The organism is Streptomyces sp. PL-29 (genome assembly GCF_058344425.1).
Genome location: NZ_CP136996.1, coordinates 4,131,309 through 4,150,272 on the forward strand (window position 1 = coordinate 4,131,309; position 18,964 = coordinate 4,150,272).

Consider the following 18,964-nt stretch of genomic DNA (forward strand, 5'->3'; position numbering starts at 1 on the left):
CGCGGCTCCCACACAGCCGCACCACGGAAGGAGAGCACCCCATGCCCGACATCCCCTGGTCCACACCCACGCCCGCCGCCCCCGGCGCCGAGGTCCACGTCATGGCCTCCCGCTTCGAGACCACCACCCTCCTCGGGGCCGTCAGGTTCCTCCTGAAGTCCCCCGGCATCATCCGCCAGATGCGCAGGGCCCCCGGCGCCCACGGCGCCGCCCTGCGGGCGCGCGTCCTGCGCCGCACCTTCCTCACCCTCTCCGCGTGGGAGGACCGCGACGCGCTGTACCGGTTCGCCCGCAGCGAGCCCCACCGCTCCAGTGCCCGCGCAGCCAGCGCGTACATGCGGGAATCCGTCTTCACCCACTGGACCGTCCCCGCCACCGAGCTGCCCCTGGGCTGGCCCGAGGCCGAGCGGAGCCTCGCAGAGCGGACGGCGGGCCGCTGACCCGGGCGGTAGGGGAGAGGAGCGAGTGCGGTCCGTGGCCCCGCAAGGATGCGAGGGGCACGGACCGTACTCTTGTCCCCGTGCAGGAACTCCACGACGCCCCCCTCGCCCCGCTGACCACCTTCCGTCTCGGTGGTCCCGCCGCCCGCCTGGTCACCGCAACCACCGACGCCGAGGTGATCGCCACCGTCCGTGCGGCGGACGAGAGCGGCACCCCCCTTCTGGTCATCGGTGGCGGCAGCAACCTCGTCATCGGCGACCGGGGCTTCGACGGCACCGCCCTGCGCATCGCGACCACCGGATTCCACCTGGACGGCACCCACCTGGAGCTCGCCGCCGGCGAGAACTGGAGCGACGCCGTCGCCCGCACCGTCGAAGCCGGCCTCGCCGGCATCGAGTGCCTCGCCGGCATCCCCGGCTCGGCCGGTGCCACTCCGATCCAGAACGTCGGGGCGTACGGCCAGGAGGTCTGCGACACCATCACCGAGGTCGTCGCCTACGACCGCACCACCGGCGAAACGGTCACCCTGACCGCCGCCGAGTGCGCCTTCCGGTACCGCAACAGCACCTTCAAGGACCAGCCCGACCGCTACGTCGTCCTGCGCGTGCGCTTCGCCCTGGAGGACGCCGGCGGGCTCTCGGCGCCGATCAAGTACCCCGAGACCGCCCGCGCCCTCGGCGTCGGGGCCGGCGACCGGGTCCCCGCCGCCACCGCCCGCGAGACCGTGCTGCGGCTGCGCGCGGGCAAGGGCATGGTCCTCGACCCCGCCGACCACGACACGTGGTCGGCCGGCTCCTTCTTCCACAACCCGATCCTGACCGACGAGGCCTACGCCGCCTTCCTGGCCCGCGTCCAGGACCGCCTCGGCCCCGACACCGCACCGCCCGCCTACCCCGCCGGCGAGGGCCGTACGAAGACCAGCGCGGCCTGGCTGATCGACAGGGCCGGCTTCACCAAGGGCTACGGCACCGGCCCGGCACGCATCTCCACCAAGCACACCCTCGCCCTCACCAACCGCGGCGAGGCCACCACCGAGGACCTCCTCACCCTGGCCCGCGAGGTCGTCGCGGGCGTCCAAGCGGCCTTCGGCGTCACCCTCGTCAACGAGCCGGTGACGGTCGGCGTCAGCATCTGAGGAGTCCCGGCCGCCCATGCTCTGTCCCCGTCACGGGGCCGGTACGGACCCCACTCGGCTCGTGGGTCGCACGCTCAGCAGGGTCGTCGCGTCCTGGCACGTCAGCGACGGCGAACGCTCCGAGTCCCCGCTCGACGTCTGGCTGATCGACAGCGTCGGCGACTCCATCCGGATCACCACCGGCTCCGACCAGTGCCTCATCGTCGAGTCCGGCTCGCCCCACGCGCCGTACGACATGGGCGAATGGGGCCGCATCGAGGTCGGAGAGGACCTCGGCGACCACCCCTTCCTGCGGCACCTGGGCGAGATCGTCTCCTCGGTCGCCGAGTTCGCGCTGCCCGAGCAGGGCCGCACCCACCTGGAGATCGGCTTCCCCGACGGCCGCCGGGTGCGTGCCGACTGCCACGAGGGGGACCTGCGGCTCACCCGGTGAGCCAGTGGTCGATCCCCGCCAGCAGCTTCGCCTGCACGTCGTCCGGCGCGGCGCTCCCGCGCACCGACTGACGGGCCAGCTCGGCGAGCTCCGCGTCCGTGAAGCCGTGGTGGCGGCGGGCGATCTCGTACTGCGCCGCGAGCCGGGACCCGAACAGCAGTGGGTCGTCCGCGCCCAGCGCCATCGGTACACCGGCCTCGAACAGCGTGCGCAGCGGGACGTCCTCGGGCCGCTCGTACACGCCCAGGGCCACATTGGAAGCCGGACAGACCTCGCAGGTGATCTGCCGGTCGGCGAGCCGCTGCAGCAGCCGGGGGTCCTCCGCGGCCCGCACGCCGTGCCCGATGCGGGCGGCGTACAGGTCGTCGAGGCAGTCGCGGACCGAGGACGGGCCGGTGAGCTCGCCGCCGTGCGGGGCCGCGAGGAGCCCGCCGTCGCGGGCGATGGCGAAGGCGCGGTCGAAGTCCCGGGCCATGCCGCGGCGCTCGTCGTTGGACAGGCCGAACCCCACGACGCCGCGGTCGGCGTAGCGCACGGCGAGCCGGGCCAGGGTGCGCGCGTCGAGGGGGTGCTTCATGCGGTTCGCGGCGATGAGCACCCGCATCCCCAGCCCGGTCTCGCGGGAGGCCGCGTCGACGGCGTCGAGGATGATCTCGACGGCCGGGATCATCCCGCCGAGCATCGGGGCGTAGGAGGTGGGATCCACCTGGATCTCCAGCCAGCCGCTGCCGTCCCGCACATCCTCCTCGGCGGCCTCGCGGACCAGCCGCCGGATGTCGTCGGGCTCGCGCAGGCAGGAGCGGGCGGCGTCGTACAGCCGCTGGAAGCGGAACCAGCCGCGCTCATCGGTGGCGCGGAGCCTGGGCGGCTCCCCGCCGGTCAGGGCGTCCGGAAGGCGCACCCCGTACTTGTCGGCGAGTTCCAGCAGGGTCGATGGTCGCATCGACCCGGTGAAATGCAGGTGGAGGTGGGCCTTCGGTAGAAGCGTGAGATCGCGTGCGTGCTCCATCTGGTGATCCTGCCGTACCGCCGCGCTCCGCGGGAGGGGGTTTTCCCTTTCGGGGGCTTGCCCGAACGCAGGAGCGGCGAGGTGCGGCACCGCTGCCGGGGCCCGGCGCCTCGAATGCCGCTGGCGCCGGATGCGGTGTGACGGAGCGGGGAACGCCCGGGCGGCGGCACCCCGAGGGGTGCCGCCGCCCGGGCGGGTTGCGGGACGGGGCAGGCCCGGGCCTAGGCCTTGGCCTCGGCCAGGAGCTTCTGGATGCGGGACACGCCCTCGACCAGGTCCTCGTCGCCCAGGGCGTACGAGAGGCGCAGGTAGCCCGGGGTGCCGAAGGCCTCACCGGGAACGACCGCGACCTCGGCCTCGTCCAGGATCAGGGCGGCCAGCTCGACGGAGGTCTGCGGGCGCTTGCCGCGGATCTCCTTGCCGAGGAGCTCCTTGACCGACGGGTACGCGTAGAACGCGCCCTCCGGGGTCGGGCAGAAGACGCCGTCGATCTCGTTGAGCATCCTGACCATCGTCTGGCGGCGGCGGTCGAAGGCCTTGCGCATCTCGGCGACCGCGTCCAGGTTGCCCGAGACGGCGGCCAGCGCGGCGACCTGGGCCACGTTGGAGACGTTGGAGGTGGCGTGCGACTGCAGGTTCGTCGCCGCCTTGATGACGTCCTGCGGGGCGATGACCCAGCCCACGCGCCAGCCGGTCATCGCGTAGGTCTTGGCGACACCGTTGACGACGATGCACTTGTCGCGCAGGGCCGGGACCAGGACGGGCAGCGAGGTGAACTTCGCGTCGCCGTAGACCAGGTGCTCGTAGATCTCGTCCGTCAGCACCCACAGGCCGTGCTCGGCGGCCCATTCGCCGATCGCCTTCGCGTCGGCCTCGCTGTACACCGAACCGGTCGGGTTCGACGGGGAGACGAACAGGACGACCTTGGTGCGCTCGGTGCGCGCGGCCTCCAGCTGCTCGACGGAGACCCGGTAGCCGGTGGTCTCGTCGGCGACGACCTCGACCGGGACACCGCCGGCGAGACGGATCGACTCCGGGTAGGTGGTCCAGTAGGGAGCCGGGACGATGACCTCGTCACCCGGGTCCAGGACGGCCGCGAAGGCCTCGTAGATCGCCTGCTTGCCGCCGTTGGTCACCAGGACCTGCGACGCCTCGACCTCGTAGCCGGAGTCGCGCAGCGTCTTGGCGGCGATGGCGGCCTTCAGCTCGGGCAGACCGCCGGCCGGCGTGTAGCGGTGGTACTTGGGGTTGCGGCAGGCCTCGACCGCGGCCTCGACGATGTAGTCCGGGGTCGGGAAGTCGGGCTCGCCCGCGCCGAAGCCGATCACCGGGCGTCCGGCGGCCTTGAGGGCCTTGGCCTTGGCGTCCACGGCGAGGGTGGCGGACTCGGAAATGGCGCCGATACGGGCGGACACCCGGCGCTCGGAGGAAGGCGTTGCAGAGGTCATACCGGCAATCGTCCCAGACCGCGCAGAAGCGCCGCACACCGTTTCAGTGAACGGACGGGAGGCGGCCCGGAGCATGTCAGGCCGGGTGCTGTTCGACGTCACGGCCCGGTTCACGTACACTCACCTGTCGTTGGACCTCGCCAGCCGCTGCAAAGCGTGAGCACTCCGTGCACTCGCCCGGATGCGGTAGGTTGGGGGACGCAAAGGGTCGTAGCTCAATTGGTAGAGCACTGGTCTCCAAAACCAGCGGTTGGGGGTTCGAGTCCCTCCGGCCCTGCTCCACACTCCTCTCGGACGTGTGTGCGCAGGTACGTACTTAGATGCAACGCCGTGCGGCGCAACCGGGCGCGGTACGGCCACGACCCGGATTCAGGTGAGAGACGTGACGGACGCCCTGGGCTCCATCGACATGCCTGACGCCGAGGACGAGGCGCGCGAGAAGAAGGCCCGCAAGGGCGGCAAGCGCGGCAAGAAGGGTCCTCTGGGCCGTCTCGCGCTTTTCTACCGCCAGATTGTCGCGGAACTCCGCAAGGTTGTCTGGCCCACTCGCAACCAGCTCACGACGTACACCACCGTGGTGATTGTCTTCGTGGTCATCATGATCGGTCTGGTGACCGTGATTGACTATGGGTTCCAGGAAGCCATCAAGTTCGTCTTCGGCTGATCCCCGCGGAGGGCGGCGCCTTGATGGGTGCCGCCCCTTTTCGCATGTTCCACCACCTTTTTTCCAGGAAGAAGCAGCCACCGTGTCTGACCCGAACCTGAACGCGAGCCACGACTCCGTCGAGTCCGTCGAGGACGAGCTCGACATCGTCGAGGCGGCAGACGCTGTGGACCCCGACGAGGCCGAGCTCGCCGACGTCGAGGCGGGTGACGCCGCCGAGGAGGCCGCGCTGCACGTCTCCGGCGACGAGGCGGACGAGGCCGAGGCCGACACCGAGGCCGAAGAGGCCGCCGGTGACGCCGAGACCGCGGAGGAGGCCGTCGAGGCCGAGCCCGCCGAGCCGGTCGACCCGATCCAGGCCCTGCGCGACGAGCTGCGCGTCCTGCCCGGTGAGTGGTACGTGATCCACACCTACGCCGGCTACGAGAAGCGCGTGAAGGCCAACCTGGAGCAGCGCGCCGTCTCGCTGAACGTCGAGGAGTTCATCTACCAGGCCGAGGTGCCCGAGGAAGAGATCGTCCAGATCAAGAACGGCGAGCGCAAGAACGTCCGGCAGAACAAGCTGCCCGGCTACGTCCTCGTCCGCATGGATCTGACGAACGAGTCCTGGGGCGTCGTCCGCAACACGCCTGGTGTCACCGGCTTCGTCGGCAACGCCTACGACCCGTACCCGCTGACCCTGGACGAGATCGTCAAGATGCTCGCCCCGGAGGCGCAGGAGAAGGCCGCCAAGGCCGCCGCGGAAGAGGCCGGCCTGCCCGCGCCCGCCGTCAAGCGCACCATCGAGGTCCTGGACTTCGAGGTCGGCGACTCGGTCACCGTCACCGACGGTCCGTTCGCCACGCTGCAGGCGACCATCAACGAGATCAACCCCGACTCGAAGAAGGTCAAGGGCCTCGTCGAGATCTTCGGCCGCGAGACCCCGGTCGAGCTCAGCTTCGACCAGATCCAGAAGAACTGATCCACCCCGCGTGGACCACGGCTTCTGAGCCACAGCTTCCGGACAGGTCAGACCGCCCCCAGAGGGCGGTCTGACCTGCTCGGTTTTTAGCCCCGCACCGATACCCGTTATCGTGGTGCGGTATGCCTCCATCCGGATGACCGGATCGGCGGCTGAAAACTCTCACTAGGACCCGGAGAGAGCAATGCCTCCCAAGAAGAAGAAGGTCACGGGGCTTATCAAGCTCCAGATCAAGGCCGGTGCGGCCAACCCGGCTCCGCCGGTCGGCCCCGCGCTCGGTCAGCACGGCGTCAACATCATGGAGTTCTGCAAGGCCTACAACGCCGCGACCGAGTCGCAGCGTGGCATGGTCGTGCCGGTGGAGATCACGGTCTACGAGGACCGCACCTTCACCTTCATCACCAAGACTCCGCCGGCGGCGCGCCTCATCCTGAAGCACGCGGGCATCGAGAAGGGCTCCGGCGAGCCCCACAAGACCAAGGTCGCCAAGCTCACGGCCGCCCAGGTCCGCGAGATCGCCGAGCTGAAGATGCCCGACCTGAACGCCAACGACATCGACGCCGCCGTGAAGATCATTTCCGGCACCGCGCGCTCGATGGGCGTCACGGTCGAGGGCTGATCCAGCCACCCCCCAGCACCACCAGTGGTAGGACCAAGCGCTGGTCCGCACCACGACTCCATGCCTGAATCCGAAATACAGGAGCAGAAGTGAAGCGCAGCAAGACTCTCCGCGCTGCGGACGCCAAGATCGACCGGGAGAAGCAGTACGCCCCGCTCGAGGCCGTCCGTCTCGCCAAGGAGATCTCCTCGACCAAGTTCGACAGCACCGTCGAGGTCGCCTTCCGCCTGGGTGTCGACCCGCGCAAGGCCGACCAGATGGTCCGCGGCACCGTGAACCTCCCGCACGGCACCGGTAAGACCGCCCGGGTCCTGGTCTTCGCGACCGGTGACCGTGCAGCGGCCGCGGAAGCCGCCGGCGCCGACATCGTCGGCGACGACGAGCTGATCAACGAGATCGCCAAGGGCAACCGCCTGAACGAGTTCGACGCCGTCGTGTCCACCCCGGACCTCATGGGCAAGGTCGGCCGCCTCGGCCGCGTGCTCGGTCCCCGTGGCCTCATGCCGAACCCGAAGACCGGCACCGTCACGATGGACGTCGCGAAGGCTGTCACCGAGATCAAGGGTGGCAAGATCGAGTTCCGCGTCGACAAGCACTCGAACCTGCACTTCATCATCGGCAAGGTCTCCTTCTCCGACGAGCAGCTCGTCGAGAACTACGGCGCGGCCCTGGACGAGATCCTTCGTCTGAAGCCGTCCGCCGCCAAGGGCCGCTACCTGAAGAAGGCCGCCCTGAGCACCACCATGGGCCCCGGCATCCAGCTGGACCCGAACCGCACCCGGAACCTCCTCGTCGAGGAAGACCCGGCCGCGGTCTGATCGCGCTGAGCCCCACGGCTCACCGAGCGGCTGAACGGGCCCCTCGCCCCCTTCACGGGCGGCGAGGGGCCCGTTTTCCGTTTCCCGGTTCGCATCCTGTGCCAGGGCTGTGCGAGCCCTGTGCGCGGGCTGCCGCTGCCGGGTCGTACAGTCGTACGAGCGGCGCCGCAGGCGAAACGCCGGAGACCACGCGCCGCACGATCACCACGGGGTGGGGAACTGATGAACGCGTACCGCACGAAGACCGCCGCGGCCCTCCTGGCCGCCCTCCTGCTCGCGGGAGGTGCGACGGCCTGCGAGAACGGGGACGACGCGAAGAAGGACACGGGGGCATCGGCACCGGCCAAGCCCTCGGAGCAGCCGGCGGAGGTGACGCCGGCCGCCTACCTGGAGAAGGCGAAGAAGAAGTCCGAGGAGATCACTTCGCTTCGGTACTCCATGTCGGGCGAGGCGGCGGGCCAGAAGATCGCCGGCGAGGGTGCCATGCGCATCAAGCCGACCGTCGCCATGTCGATGACGATGGACTCGCCCACGAAGCCGGGGGAGAAGGTGCAGATCCGGCTCCTCGACGGCGCCATGTACATGGGCACCGAGGGCAAGTGGCTGAAGTTCGACCTCAAGACCCTCGCTCCCGACCAGGCCAAGCAGCTGGACTCGCTCGGTTCCGCCCAGCAGGGCCAGAACCCGGCCGACTCGGCCGACAGCCTGAGCGCCGCCAAGGACCTCAAGAAGGTCGGCGACGAGACCATCGACGGCCAGAAGACGACGCACCTGAGCGGGACCGTCTCCGTCGACGAGCTGCGGGCCCACAGCGCCACCTCCGCGCCGGAGGCGAAGGAGCGCCAGGAGAAGAACCTCGCGGCACTGGAGGCCCAGGGCATCAAGACCCTGACCATGGACCTCTGGATCGACGAGAACGATCAGATGAAGCAGGTCCGCACCCGGGGTGCCGGCACCTCCGGCCCGATGGACGTCACCATGAAGTTCCTGGACGTCAACATGCCCGTCGAGGTCACCGCGCCGCCGGCCGAGCAGGTCGTGGACCTGGCCGAGATGATGAAGGGCGACCCCGCGGGCTCCGCCTGATCGCCGCCGCACCACCGCAGTACCGCCGCGCCGCCGCTCCACCGCGGCGGCGCGGCGCGCATCGACCATTCATGGGGGAGAACCAGATGAACAGCGCTGTCCGGACCCGGGCCGGCGTGGGAATCGCGGCTGCCGCGCTGCTCGTGAGCGGCCTCACGGCCTGTGGCGGGGAGGGGGCCGGCGCCGAGGCGCACGACCCCGTGGCGGCCGTGAAGGCGTCCTATCTGAAGACGGTGGCCGCCAAGGTCGCCTGGGCGGAGCTGTCCACCGTCGACCGGGACGGCAAGACCAGTGCCCAGTCCGGCAGGAAGGGTTGGTACCCGTCCAGCCACGACGTGGTCCTCAAGGGCGGGGGCGACGAGGCCGACAACCGTTCGATCATGATGGGCGACACCGTCTACACCCGGATGGACAAGCCCGTCAAGGGCAAGAACTGGATGCAGATGGATCTGGCCAAGGGCGGCAAGTCGGGCGTCCGGCTGAACGAGGACCCGGCCGAGTACCTCGCCCTGCTGCTCGGCCAGGAGAAGCTCACCCACGTCGGGACCGAGCAGACCGACGGCGTCGAGGCCCAGCACTACCGGGGCAGCCTCACCAACGCGGACCTGATCCAGGCGGACGACTCCACCAAGGCCATGGAGGAGGAGAACCGCCGGTACCTCCACGAGTCCGTACGGCACATCACCTCCTTCGAGGTCGACCTGTGGATCGGCAAGGACGGCTTCCCGATCCGCGTCGACAGCTCCAGCACGGACGCCAAGGGCACGTCGAAGACCACGGCGAAGTTCTCCGACTTCGGCAAGGGCCCCGCCGTGCAGCCCCCGCCGGCCGACGATGTGATCACCTTCGACGCCGTGATGAAGGGCGTCGACGCCGACCTGGAACAGGTCGACAAGAGCCTCGAACAGGCCGACAAGGACCTGGAGGAAGCCGACAAGACGCTGCGGGACGCCGGGTTGCCCGGGCTGCGCCGCTGACCGATTTGCCTCGACCGGAACCCGTCACGTAGTCTTCCCCGGAAGCCAAAGACCGCTGGTCGTTGCTGTGCCCGACAGGGCGCGGTGGCCGAAGGATCCGCTTACTGCGGACGACCCGCGCAGGTGACTGTGGAATGCTCCCGGACTCGTTCCGGTCGAGCTACGCCCTGGCGCCTGCGCCGGGGCGTTTTGTATGTCAGCCCCTTCTGAGCGGTCCTCATCACCCGGAAGGAGGCGAACGCACCATGCCGACGCCCAACAAGGCTGCATCGGTGGCCGAGCTCACGGACGCGTTCCAGAGCTCCAACGCCGCCGTGCTGACCGAGTACCGGGGTCTCACCGTCGCGCAGCTCAAGACGCTGCGTCGCTCCCTCGGTGAGAACGCCCAGTACGCCGTGGTGAAGAACACGCTGACCAAGATCGCGGCCAACCAGGCCGGGATCACCGCGCTGGACGAGCACTTCGCTGGTCCGACCGCGGTCGCCTTCATCACCGGTGACCCGGTGGAGTCGGCGAAGGCTCTGCGTGACTTCGCCAAGGAGAACCCGAACCTCATCATCAAGGCCGGTGTCCTTGACGGTAAGGCTCTCTCCGCCGACGACATCAAGAAGCTTGCGGACCTCGAGTCCCGCGAGGTTCTGCTCAGCAAGCTGGCCGGCGCGTTCAAGGGCAAGCAGTCCCAGGCTGCCTCGCTCTTCCAGGCGCTGCCGTCGAAGTTCGTCCGCACCGCGGAAGCGCTTCGCGTCAAGCTCGCCGAGCAGGGCGGTGCCGAGTAATTCGGCTCGCGCATTGATCCGCGCCGCCTAGTGCGCGGGTCGTAGCGGGCCGTTACGCCCGCCTCTATAGACACATCGGCACCTGCCGAATTAGTGGAAGGATCGCCCATCATGGCGAAGCTCTCTCAGGACGACCTCCTCGCCCAGTTCGAGGAGATGACCCTCATCGAGCTCTCCGAGTTCGTGAAGGCCTTCGAGGAGAAGTTCGACGTCACCGCCGCCGCGGCCGTCGCCGTTGCCGGTCCGGCCCAGGGTGGCCCGGCCGCCGAGGTTGCCGAGGAGAAGGACGAGTTCGACGTCATCCTCGCCGGCGCCGGCGACAAGAAGATCCAGGTCATCAAGGTCGTGCGCGAGCTGACCTCCCTGGGTCTGAAGGAGGCCAAGGACCTCGTCGACGGTGCGCCGAAGCCCGTCCTCGAGAAGGTCAACAAGGAGGCCGCTGACAAGGCCGCCGAGGCCCTCAAGGGTGCCGGTGCCTCCGTCGAGGTCAAGTAACACCTCCGAGGCCGCCTGACGGCCTCTCCAAGGGGCGATCACCCGTAAGGGTGGTCGCCCTTTGGCGTACCCGCAGTGCCTGACTTGCCCTGGTCTCGTTGGGGAGTAGGGTGATCATCGTTGCCCCGACGCAGGGTCCGGAGATGATCCGCTCGGAGCAGGGGGCCTTGACGAACGGGTCGCGGCGCGCAATTCTCAGACCCGTCGAGAGGTCGGTCGCCCGGATCCGGGATCCGAGGCATGGATCGACTACGAAGAGGGCAGTACTGATACGCGCTCTGTGCACGAGAGCCGCAGCGTTGGACGCAGGGTTGAACGACATGGGGAAGGCCTGTTGCCGGTTTCCGGAAACCTGGTCTGGACATCAGTGAGCCAAGTGGCTACACTGACCCTTTGCGCTGCCTGTTAGCTGTCCCCTGCCCGTCGCCAGGGACATGCCCACGCTTGAGCACACTTGATTGATCCACCCTGACCTGGTGTTTTGGCCGGAATCGGGGGGCCCCGTCTTCTGTGTCTGCTGGGACCGGTACGCGCGTAGTGAGTCCGAGCCCTCGGAAGGACCCCCTCTTGGCCGCCTCGCGCAACGCCTCGACCAATACGAACAACGGTGCCAGCACCGCCCCGCTGCGCATCTCCTTTGCAAAGATCAAGGAGCCGCTCGAGGTTCCGAACCTCCTGGCGCTGCAGACCGAGAGCTTTGACTGGCTGCTCGGCAACGCCGCCTGGAAGTCTCGCGTCGAGTCGGCGCTTGAGAGTGGACAGGACGTCCCCACCAAGTCCGGTCTGGAAGAGATCTTCGAGGAGATCTCGCCGATCGAGGACTTCTCCGGGTCGATGTCGCTGACCTTCCGCGACCACCGCTTCGAGCCGGCGAAGAACTCCGTCGACGAGTGCAAGGAGCGCGACTTCACCTACGCGGCTCCGCTGTTCGTCACGGCCGAGTTCACGAACAACGAGACCGGAGAGATCAAGTCTCAGACGGTCTTCATGGGCGACTTCCCGCTCATGACCAACAAGGGCACCTTCGTCATCAACGGCACCGAGCGTGTCGTGGTGTCGCAGCTCGTCCGTTCCCCCGGTGTCTACTTCGACTCCTCCATCGACAAGACGTCCGACAAGGACATCTTCTCCGCCAAGATCATCCCCTCCCGGGGTGCCTGGCTGGAGATGGAGATCGACAAGCGCGACATGGTCGGCGTCCGCATCGACCGCAAGCGCAAGCAGTCCGTCACCGTCCTCCTGAAGGCGCTCGGCTGGACCACCGAGCAGATCCTCGAGGAGTTCGGCGAGTACGAGTCCATGCGCGCCACCCTGGAGAAGGACCACACCCAGGGCCAGGACGACGCGCTGCTCGACATCTACCGCAAGCTGCGCCCGGGCGAGCCGCCGACCCGTGAGGCCGCCCAGACGCTGCTGGAGAACCTCTACTTCAACCCCAAGCGCTACGACCTCGCGAAGGTCGGCCGCTACAAGGTGAACAAGAAGCTCGGCGCCGACGAGCCGCTCGACGCCGGTGTGCTCACCACCGACGACGTCATCGCCACGATCAAGTACCTGGTCAAGCTGCACGCCGGCGAGACCGAGACGATCGGCGAGTCCGGCCGTTCGATCGTGGTCGAGACCGACGACATCGACCACTTCGGCAACCGTCGTCTGCGCAACGTCGGCGAGCTCATCCAGAACCAGGTCCGCACGGGTCTGGCTCGTATGGAGCGCGTCGTGCGCGAGCGCATGACCACCCAGGACGTCGAGGCGATCACGCCGCAGACCCTGATCAACATCCGGCCGGTCGTCGCCTCCATCAAGGAGTTCTTCGGCACCAGCCAGCTGTCCCAGTTCATGGACCAGAACAACCCGCTCTCGGGCCTGACCCACAAGCGCCGCCTGTCGGCGCTGGGCCCCGGTGGTCTGTCCCGTGAGCGGGCCGGCTTCGAGGTCCGTGACGTCCACCCGTCGCACTACGGCCGCATGTGCCCGATCGAGACCCCCGAAGGCCCGAACATCGGTCTGATCGGCTCGCTCGCCTCCTACGGTCGCGTCAACGCGTTCGGTTTCGTCGAGACCCCGTACCGCAAGGTCATCGACGGTGTCGTCACCGACGAGGTCGACTACCTGACGGCCGACGAGGAAGACCGCTTCGTCATCGCGCAGGCCAACGCGGCCCTGTCCGAGGACATGCGCTTCACCGAGAACCGCGTCCTGGTCCGCCGTCGTGGCGGCGAGATCGACTACATCGCCGGCGGCGACGTCGACTACATGGACGTCTCCCCGCGCCAGATGGTGTCCGTCGCGACCGCGATGATCCCCTTCCTCGAGCACGACGACGCCAACCGTGCCCTCATGGGCGCGAACATGATGCGCCAGGCCGTTCCGCTCATCAAGGCGGAGGCCCCGCTCGTCGGCACCGGCATGGAGTACCGCTGTGCGGTCGACGCCGGCGACTCGATCCGTGCGGAGAAGGACGGTGTGGTCCAGGAGGTCTCGGCCGACTACATCACCGTCGCCAACGACGACGGCACGTACACCACGTACCGCGTCGCCAAGTTCTCCCGCTCGAACCAGGGCACCTCGGTCAACCAGAAGGTCATCGTCAACGAGGGTGACCGGATCGTCGAGTCCCAGGTCCTCGCGGACGGACCGGCGACCGAAGAGGGCGAGATGGCCCTCGGTAAGAACCTGCTCGTGGCGTTCATGCCGTGGGAGGGCCACAACTACGAGGACGCGATCATCCTGTCGCAGCGCCTCGTGCAGGACGACGTCCTCTCCTCGATCCACATCGAGGAGCACGAGGTCGACGCCCGTGACACCAAGCTCGGCCCCGAGGAGATCACCCGGGACATCCCGAACGTCTCCGAGGAGGTCCTGGCTGACCTCGACGAGCGCGGCATCATCCGCATCGGTGCGGACGTCGTCGCCGGTGACATCCTGGTCGGCAAGGTCACGCCCAAGGGTGAGACCGAGCTGACCCCGGAGGAGCGCCTGCTCCGCGCGATCTTCGGTGAGAAGGCCCGCGAGGTGCGTGACACCTCGCTCAAGGTCCCCCACGGTGAGATCGGCAAGGTCATCGGCGTCCGCGTCTTCGACCGCGAGGAGGGCGACGAGCTTCCTCCGGGCGTGAACCAGCTGGTCCGCGTCTACGTCGCCCAGAAGCGCAAGATCACCGACGGTGACAAGCTCGCCGGCCGTCACGGCAACAAGGGCGTCATCTCCAAGATCCTCCCGATCGAGGACATGCCGTTCCTGGAGGACGGCACCCCGGTCGACATCATCCTGAACCCGCTGGGTGTCCCGTCCCGAATGAACCCGGGACAGGTCCTGGAGATCCACCTCGGCTGGCTCGCCAGCCGAGGCTGGGACGTCTCCGGTCTGGGCGAGGAGTGGGCCGAGCGGCTGAAGTCCATCGGCGCCGACCGCGTCGAGCCCGGCACCAACGTCGCCACCCCCGTGTTCGACGGCGCCCGCGAGGACGAACTCGCCGGCCTCTTCGAGCACACCATCCCGAACCGAGACGGTGACCGCCTGGTCCTCCCGTCCGGCAAGGCGCGCCTGTTCGACGGCCGCTCCGGCGAGCCGTTCCCGGACCCGATCTCGGTCGGGTACATGTACATCCTCAAGCTCCACCACCTGGTCGACGACAAGCTCCACGCCCGTTCGACCGGTCCGTACTCGATGATCACGCAGCAGCCGCTGGGTGGTAAGGCACAGTTCGGTGGCCAGCGATTCGGTGAGATGGAGGTGTGGGCGCTCGAGGCGTACGGCGCCGCCTACGCCCTCCAGGAGCTGCTGACCATCAAGTCCGACGACGTCACCGGCCGAGTGAAGGTCTACGAGGCCATCGTCAAGGGCGAGAACATCCCCGAGCCGGGCATTCCCGAGTCCTTCAAGGTGCTCATCAAGGAAATGCAGTCGCTCTGCCTCAACGTGGAGGTGCTGTCCTCGGACGGCATGTCCATCGAGATGCGCGACACCGACGAGGACGTCTTCCGCGCGGCGGAGGAGCTCGGTATCGACCTGTCCCGGCGCGAGCCGAGCAGCGTCGAAGAGGTCTGACGGGCCTGACGGGGGGCTCACACCCTGAGCCCCCCGTCATCCCCGGGACCGTTCAGACCACTGATCAAGAGACACGACCCCGAAAGAGGGATTGACGCACAGTGCTCGACGTCAACTTCTTCGACGAGCTGCGGATCGGCCTTGCCACCGCGGACGACATCCGAACCTGGTCGCACGGCGAGGTCAAGAAGCCGGAGACCATCAACTACCGCACCCTGAAGCCCGAGAAGGACGGACTCTTCTGCGAGAAGATCTTCGGTCCGACCCGGGACTGGGAGTGCTACTGCGGCAAGTACAAGCGTGTCCGCTTCAAGGGCATCATCTGTGAGCGCTGTGGCGTCGAGGTCACGCGCGCCAAGGTGCGCCGTGAGCGGATGGGCCACATCGAGCTCGCCGCCCCCGTCACCCACATCTGGTACTTCAAGGGCGTCCCGTCGCGCCTGGGCTACCTGCTGGACCTCGCGCCGAAGGACCTTGAGAAGGTCATCTACTTCGCCGCGTACATGATCACGTTCGTCGACGACGAGCGCCGCCAGCGCGACCTGCCGTCGCTGGAGGCCCACGTCTCCGTCGAGCGCCAGCAGATCGAGAACCGTCGCGACGCCGACCTCGAAGGCCGTGCCAAGAAGCTCGAGTCCGACTTGGCCGAGCTTGAGGCCGAGGGTGCGAAGGCCGACGTGCGCCGCAAGGTGCGCGAGGGTGCCGAGCGCGAGATGAAGCAGCTCCGCGACCGCGCCCAGCGCGAGATCGACCGCCTCGACGAGGTGTGGGCCCGCTTCAAGAACCTCAAGGTCCAGGACCTTGAGGGCGACGAGCTGCTCTACCGCGAGCTGCGTGACCGCTTCGGCACGTACTTCGACGGCTGCATGGGCGCCGCCGCGCTGCAGAAGCGCCTGGAGTCCTTCGACCTGGAGGAGGAGGCCGAGCGCCTCCGCGAGATCATCCGTACCGGCAAGGGCCAGAAGAAGACCCGTGCGCTCAAGCGCCTCAAGGTCGTCTCCGCGTTCCTGCAGACCAGCAACAAGCCCAAGGGCATGGTCCTGGACTGCGTCCCGGTCATCCCGCCGGACCTGCGTCCGATGGTGCAGCTGGACGGTGGCCGCTTCGCGACCTCCGACCTGAACGACCTGTACCGCCGCGTGATCAACCGCAACAACCGCCTGAAGCGCCTTCTCGACCTCGGTGCACCCGAGATCATCGTGAACAACGAGAAGCGCATGCTCCAGGAGGCCGTGGACGCGCTCTTCGACAACGGTCGCCGCGGCCGCCCGGTGACGGGCCCCGGCAACCGCCCGCTGAAGTCCCTCAGCGACATGCTGAAGGGCAAGCAGGGTCGCTTCCGTCAGAACCTGCTCGGCAAGCGCGTGGACTACTCCGCGCGTTCCGTGATCGTCGTCGGCCCGCAGCTGAAGCTGCACCAGTGCGGTCTGCCGAAGGCCATGGCGCTGGAGCTCTTCAAGCCGTTCGTGATGAAGCGCCTGGTGGACCTGAACCACGCGCAGAACATCAAGAGCGCCAAGCGGATGGTCGAGCGCGGCCGCACGGTCGTGTATGACGTCCTGGAAGAGGTCATCGCGGAGCACCCGGTTCTGCTGAACCGTGCGCCCACGCTGCACCGCCTCGGCATCCAGGCCTTCGAGCCGCAGCTGGTCGAGGGCAAGGCCATCCAGATCCACCCGCTCGTCTGCACCGCGTTCAACGCGGACTTCGACGGTGACCAGATGGCCGTGCACCTGCCGCTCTCCGCGGAGGCGCAGGCCGAGGCCCGCATCCTGATGCTGTCCTCGAACAACATCCTCAAGCCGGCCGACGGCCGTCCGGTCACGATGCCGACGCAGGACATGGTCCTGGGTCTGTTCTTCCTGACCACCGACGGTGACCTGCGCGACACCAAGGGCGAGGGCCGCGCCTTCGGCTCCACGGCCGAGGCGACCATGGCGTTCGACGCCGGCGAGCTCGCGCTGCAGTCGTCCGTCGACATCCGCTTCCCGGTGGGCACCATCCCGCCGCGCGGCTGGGTGCCGCCGGTCGCCGAGGGCGGGGACGACGGCGTCGCCGAGCGCGAGTTCCAGCCGGGCGACAGCTTCCGCCTGCGCACCACCCTGGGCCGCGCGCTCTTCAACGAGCTGCTGCCCGAGGACTACCCGTTCGTCGACTACTCGGTGGGCAAGAAGCAGCTCTCCGAGATCGTCAACGACCTGGCGGAGCGCTACCCCAAGGTCATCGTGGCGGCGACGCTCGACAACCTGAAGGCGGCCGGCTTCCACTGGGCGACCCGTTCCGGTGTCACCGTGGCCATCTCCGACGTCGTCGTGCCCGAGGCCAAGAAGGCCATCGTCGCGGGCTACGAGGCGCAGGACGAGAAGGTTCAGAAGCAGTACGAGCGCGGTCTGATCACCAAGGACGAGCGCACGCAGGAGCTCATCGCGATCTGGACCAAGGCGACCAACGAGGTCGCCGAGGCGATGAACGCGAACTTCCCCAAGACGAACCCCATCTTCATGATGGTTGACTCGGGTGCCCGAGGAAACATGATGCAGATGCGACAGATCGCCGGTATGCGTGGTCTGGTGTCGAACGCGAAGAACGAGACCATCCCGCGTCCGATCAAGGCGTCCTTCCGCGAGGGCCTCACCGTTCTGGAGTACTTCATCTCCACGCACGGTGCCCGTAAGGGTCTGGCGGACACCGCCCTGCGTACCGCCGACTCGGGTTACCTGACCCGTCGTCTGGTGGACGTCTCGCAGGACGTGATCATCCGCGAGGAGGACTGCGGCACCGAGCGCGGCCTGAAGCTGAAGATCGCCGTTCGCGGCGAGGACGGCGTGCTGCGCAAGGCCGACGACGTCGAGACCTCGATCTACGCCCGCATGCTGGCCGAGGACGTCGTCATCGACGGCAAGGTCATCGCGCCGGCCAACGTCGACCTCGGTGACGTGCTCATCGACGCCCTGGTCGCCAACGGCGTGGAGGAGGTCAAGACCCGCTCGGTCCTGACCTGTGAGTCCGCGGTCGGCACCTGTGCCTTCTGCTACGGCCGCTCGCTGGCCACCGGCAAGCTGGTCGACATCGGTGAGGCCGTCGGCATCATCGCCGCCCAGTCCATCGGTGAGCCCGGTACCCAGCTGACGATGCGTACCTTCCACACCGGTGGTGTGGCCGGTGACGACATCACGCAGGGTCTGCCGCGTGTCGTCGAGCTCTTCGAGGCCCGTACCCCGAAGGGTGTCGCCCCGATCTCCGAGGCCGCCGGCCGCGTGCGGATCGAGGAGACCGAGAAGACGAAGAAGATCGTCATCACGCCCGACGACGGCAGCGACGAGACGGCGTTCCCGATCTCGAAGCGCGCCAAGGTCATCGTGCACGAGGGCGACCACGTCGAGGTGGGCCAGAAGCTCACCATGGGTGCCACCAACCCGCACGACGTGCTGCGCATCCTCGGCCAGCGTGCCGTCCAGGTCCACCTGGTCGGCGAGGTCCAGAAGGTCTACAACTCGCAGGGCGTGTCGATCCACGACAAGCACATCGAGATCATCATCCGGCAGATGCTGCGCCGCGTGACGATCATCGAGTCCGGCGACGCGGAGCTCCTGCCGGGCGAGCTGGTGGAGCGGTCGAAGTTCGAGACCGAGAACCGTCGTGTGGTCACCGAGGGCGGTCACCCCGCCTCCGGCCGTCCGCAGCTGATGGGTATCACCAAGGCCTCGCTCGCGACCGAGTCCTGGCTGTCGGCGGCGTCCTTCCAGGAGACGACCAGGGTCCTGACGGACGCGGCGATCAACGCCAAGTCCGACTCCCTGATCGGCCTCAAGGAGAACGTCATCATCGGTAAGCTCATCCCGGCCGGTACGGGCCTCGCCCGCTACCGCAACATCCGGGTGGAGCCCACCGAGGAGGCGAAGGCCGCGATGTACTCGGCCGTCGGTTATGACGACATCGACTACTCGCCCTTCGGCACCGGCTCCGGCCAGGCCGTCCCGCTGGAGGACTACGACTACGGCCCGTACAACGGCTAAGAGCTCGTAAGAAGAAGCCCCCCGCTGCTCCGCAAG

The 18,964-nt window shown here is 68.2% G+C and carries 15 protein-coding genes and 1 tRNA gene; 14 read left to right on the forward strand and 2 right to left on the reverse strand.

Features of this window, described 5'->3' with window-relative positions; genetic code table 11:
• Positions 1–41: 41 nt before the first annotated feature.
• From R4Z63_RS19010 to R4Z63_RS19020, 3 genes are all read left to right on the forward strand, one after another.
• Positions 42–440: a DUF3291 domain-containing protein gene (locus R4Z63_RS19010; protein ID WP_384451576.1), complete on the forward strand. Its 399-nt coding sequence runs from the start codon at positions 42–44 to the stop codon at positions 438–440.
• Positions 437–1,576: a UDP-N-acetylmuramate dehydrogenase gene (locus R4Z63_RS19015; RefSeq protein ID WP_384451622.1), complete on the forward strand. Its 1,140-nt coding sequence runs from the start codon at positions 437–439 to the stop codon at positions 1,574–1,576. The genes R4Z63_RS19010 and R4Z63_RS19015 overlap by 4 nt, the downstream gene beginning before the upstream one ends.
• A 61-nt stretch (positions 1,577–1,637) precedes the next feature.
• Positions 1,638–2,009: a hypothetical protein gene (locus R4Z63_RS19020; RefSeq protein WP_236647542.1), complete on the forward strand. Its 372-nt coding sequence runs from the start codon at positions 1,638–1,640 to the stop codon at positions 2,007–2,009.
• Here R4Z63_RS19020 and R4Z63_RS19025 read toward each other — a convergent pair.
• Complete coding sequence (locus R4Z63_RS19025; RefSeq protein WP_037918899.1) at positions 1,999–3,018, reverse strand: adenosine deaminase; 1,020 nt, start codon at positions 3,016–3,018, stop codon at positions 1,999–2,001. The two genes, R4Z63_RS19020 and R4Z63_RS19025, sit on opposite strands and share 11 nt — an antisense overlap.
• 221 nt (positions 3,019–3,239) lie before the next feature.
• The gene (locus R4Z63_RS19030) at positions 3,240–4,466 is read right to left on the reverse strand and encodes a pyridoxal phosphate-dependent aminotransferase (RefSeq protein WP_037918900.1); all 1,227 of its coding nucleotides are present in this window, start codon (positions 4,464–4,466) and stop codon (positions 3,240–3,242) included.
• A gap of 204 nt (positions 4,467–4,670) precedes the next feature.
• On the opposite strand from R4Z63_RS19030, the gene R4Z63_RS19035 reads away from it, so the two are divergent.
• The 11 genes from R4Z63_RS19035 to R4Z63_RS19085 all read left to right on the forward strand — a co-directional run bounded on the left by R4Z63_RS19035 (position 4,671) and on the right by R4Z63_RS19085 (position 18,928).
• Positions 4,671–4,743 (forward strand) — tRNA-Trp (locus R4Z63_RS19035).
• Between the two features lie 105 nt (positions 4,744–4,848).
• On the forward strand, positions 4,849–5,130 hold the full coding sequence (secE, locus tag R4Z63_RS19040) for a preprotein translocase subunit SecE (protein ID WP_037918901.1): 282 nt from the start codon (positions 4,849–4,851) through the stop codon (positions 5,128–5,130).
• An 82-nt stretch (positions 5,131–5,212) separates the two neighbouring features.
• Positions 5,213–6,091, forward strand: a complete 879-nt coding sequence (nusG, locus tag R4Z63_RS19045) for a transcription termination/antitermination protein NusG (RefSeq protein ID WP_384451571.1) — start codon at positions 5,213–5,215, stop codon at positions 6,089–6,091.
• A 184-nt stretch (positions 6,092–6,275) separates the two neighbouring features.
• The gene (rplK, locus tag R4Z63_RS19050; RefSeq protein WP_030773771.1) at positions 6,276–6,710 is read left to right on the forward strand and encodes a 50S ribosomal protein L11; all 435 of its coding nucleotides are present in this window, start codon (positions 6,276–6,278) and stop codon (positions 6,708–6,710) included.
• 89 nt (positions 6,711–6,799) lie between these two features.
• Entirely contained in the window at positions 6,800–7,528 is a 729-nt protein-coding gene (rplA, locus tag R4Z63_RS19055) for a 50S ribosomal protein L1 (RefSeq protein ID WP_030773774.1), read from the forward strand.
• A gap of 222 nt (positions 7,529–7,750) precedes the next feature.
• Entirely contained in the window at positions 7,751–8,614 is an 864-nt protein-coding gene (locus tag R4Z63_RS19060) for an SCO4651 family lipoprotein (RefSeq protein ID WP_384451566.1), read from the forward strand.
• An 86-nt stretch (positions 8,615–8,700) separates the two neighbouring features.
• Entirely contained in the window at positions 8,701–9,591 is an 891-nt protein-coding gene (locus R4Z63_RS19065; protein ID WP_384451563.1) for an SCO4651 family lipoprotein, read from the forward strand.
• Between the two features lie 245 nt (positions 9,592–9,836).
• The gene (gene rplJ / locus R4Z63_RS19070) at positions 9,837–10,367 is read left to right on the forward strand and encodes a 50S ribosomal protein L10 (protein ID WP_030026650.1); all 531 of its coding nucleotides are present in this window, start codon (positions 9,837–9,839) and stop codon (positions 10,365–10,367) included.
• A gap of 111 nt (positions 10,368–10,478) precedes the next feature.
• On the forward strand, positions 10,479–10,862 hold the full coding sequence (rplL, locus tag R4Z63_RS19075) for a 50S ribosomal protein L7/L12 (protein WP_384451560.1): 384 nt from the start codon (positions 10,479–10,481) through the stop codon (positions 10,860–10,862).
• Positions 10,863–11,429: 567 nt separating this feature from the next.
• Positions 11,430–14,912 carry a DNA-directed RNA polymerase subunit beta gene (gene rpoB / locus R4Z63_RS19080; protein ID WP_037918910.1) on the forward strand — a complete coding sequence of 1,161 codons (3,483 nt, stop codon included), beginning with the start codon at positions 11,430–11,432 and terminating at the stop codon, positions 14,910–14,912.
• Positions 14,913–15,013: 101 nt separating this feature from the next.
• Complete coding sequence (locus tag R4Z63_RS19085) at positions 15,014–18,928, forward strand: DNA-directed RNA polymerase subunit beta' (protein WP_037918912.1); 3,915 nt, start codon at positions 15,014–15,016, stop codon at positions 18,926–18,928.
• Positions 18,929–18,964 lie beyond the last annotated feature (36 nt).

Excerpts from the sequence above, each read along its gene's own strand:
- rplL (WP_384451560.1), top strand. The coding sequence starts at position 10,479 with ATGGCGAAGCTCTCTCAGGACGACCTCCTCGCCCAGTTCGAGGAGATG.
- R4Z63_RS19030 (WP_037918900.1), bottom strand. The coding sequence starts at position 4,466 with ATGACCTCTGCAACGCCTTCCTCCGAGCGCCGGGTGTCCGCCCGTATC.
- R4Z63_RS19010 (WP_384451576.1), top strand. The coding sequence starts at position 42 with ATGCCCGACATCCCCTGGTCCACACCCACGCCCGCCGCCCCCGGCGCC.
- rplK (WP_030773771.1), top strand. The coding sequence starts at position 6,276 with ATGCCTCCCAAGAAGAAGAAGGTCACGGGGCTTATCAAGCTCCAGATC.
- rplJ (WP_030026650.1), top strand. The coding sequence starts at position 9,837 with ATGCCGACGCCCAACAAGGCTGCATCGGTGGCCGAGCTCACGGACGCG.
- R4Z63_RS19065 (WP_384451563.1), top strand. The coding sequence starts at position 8,701 with ATGAACAGCGCTGTCCGGACCCGGGCCGGCGTGGGAATCGCGGCTGCC.
- R4Z63_RS19025 (WP_037918899.1), bottom strand. The coding sequence starts at position 3,018 with ATGGAGCACGCACGCGATCTCACGCTTCTACCGAAGGCCCACCTCCAC.
- R4Z63_RS19060 (WP_384451566.1), top strand. The coding sequence starts at position 7,751 with ATGAACGCGTACCGCACGAAGACCGCCGCGGCCCTCCTGGCCGCCCTC.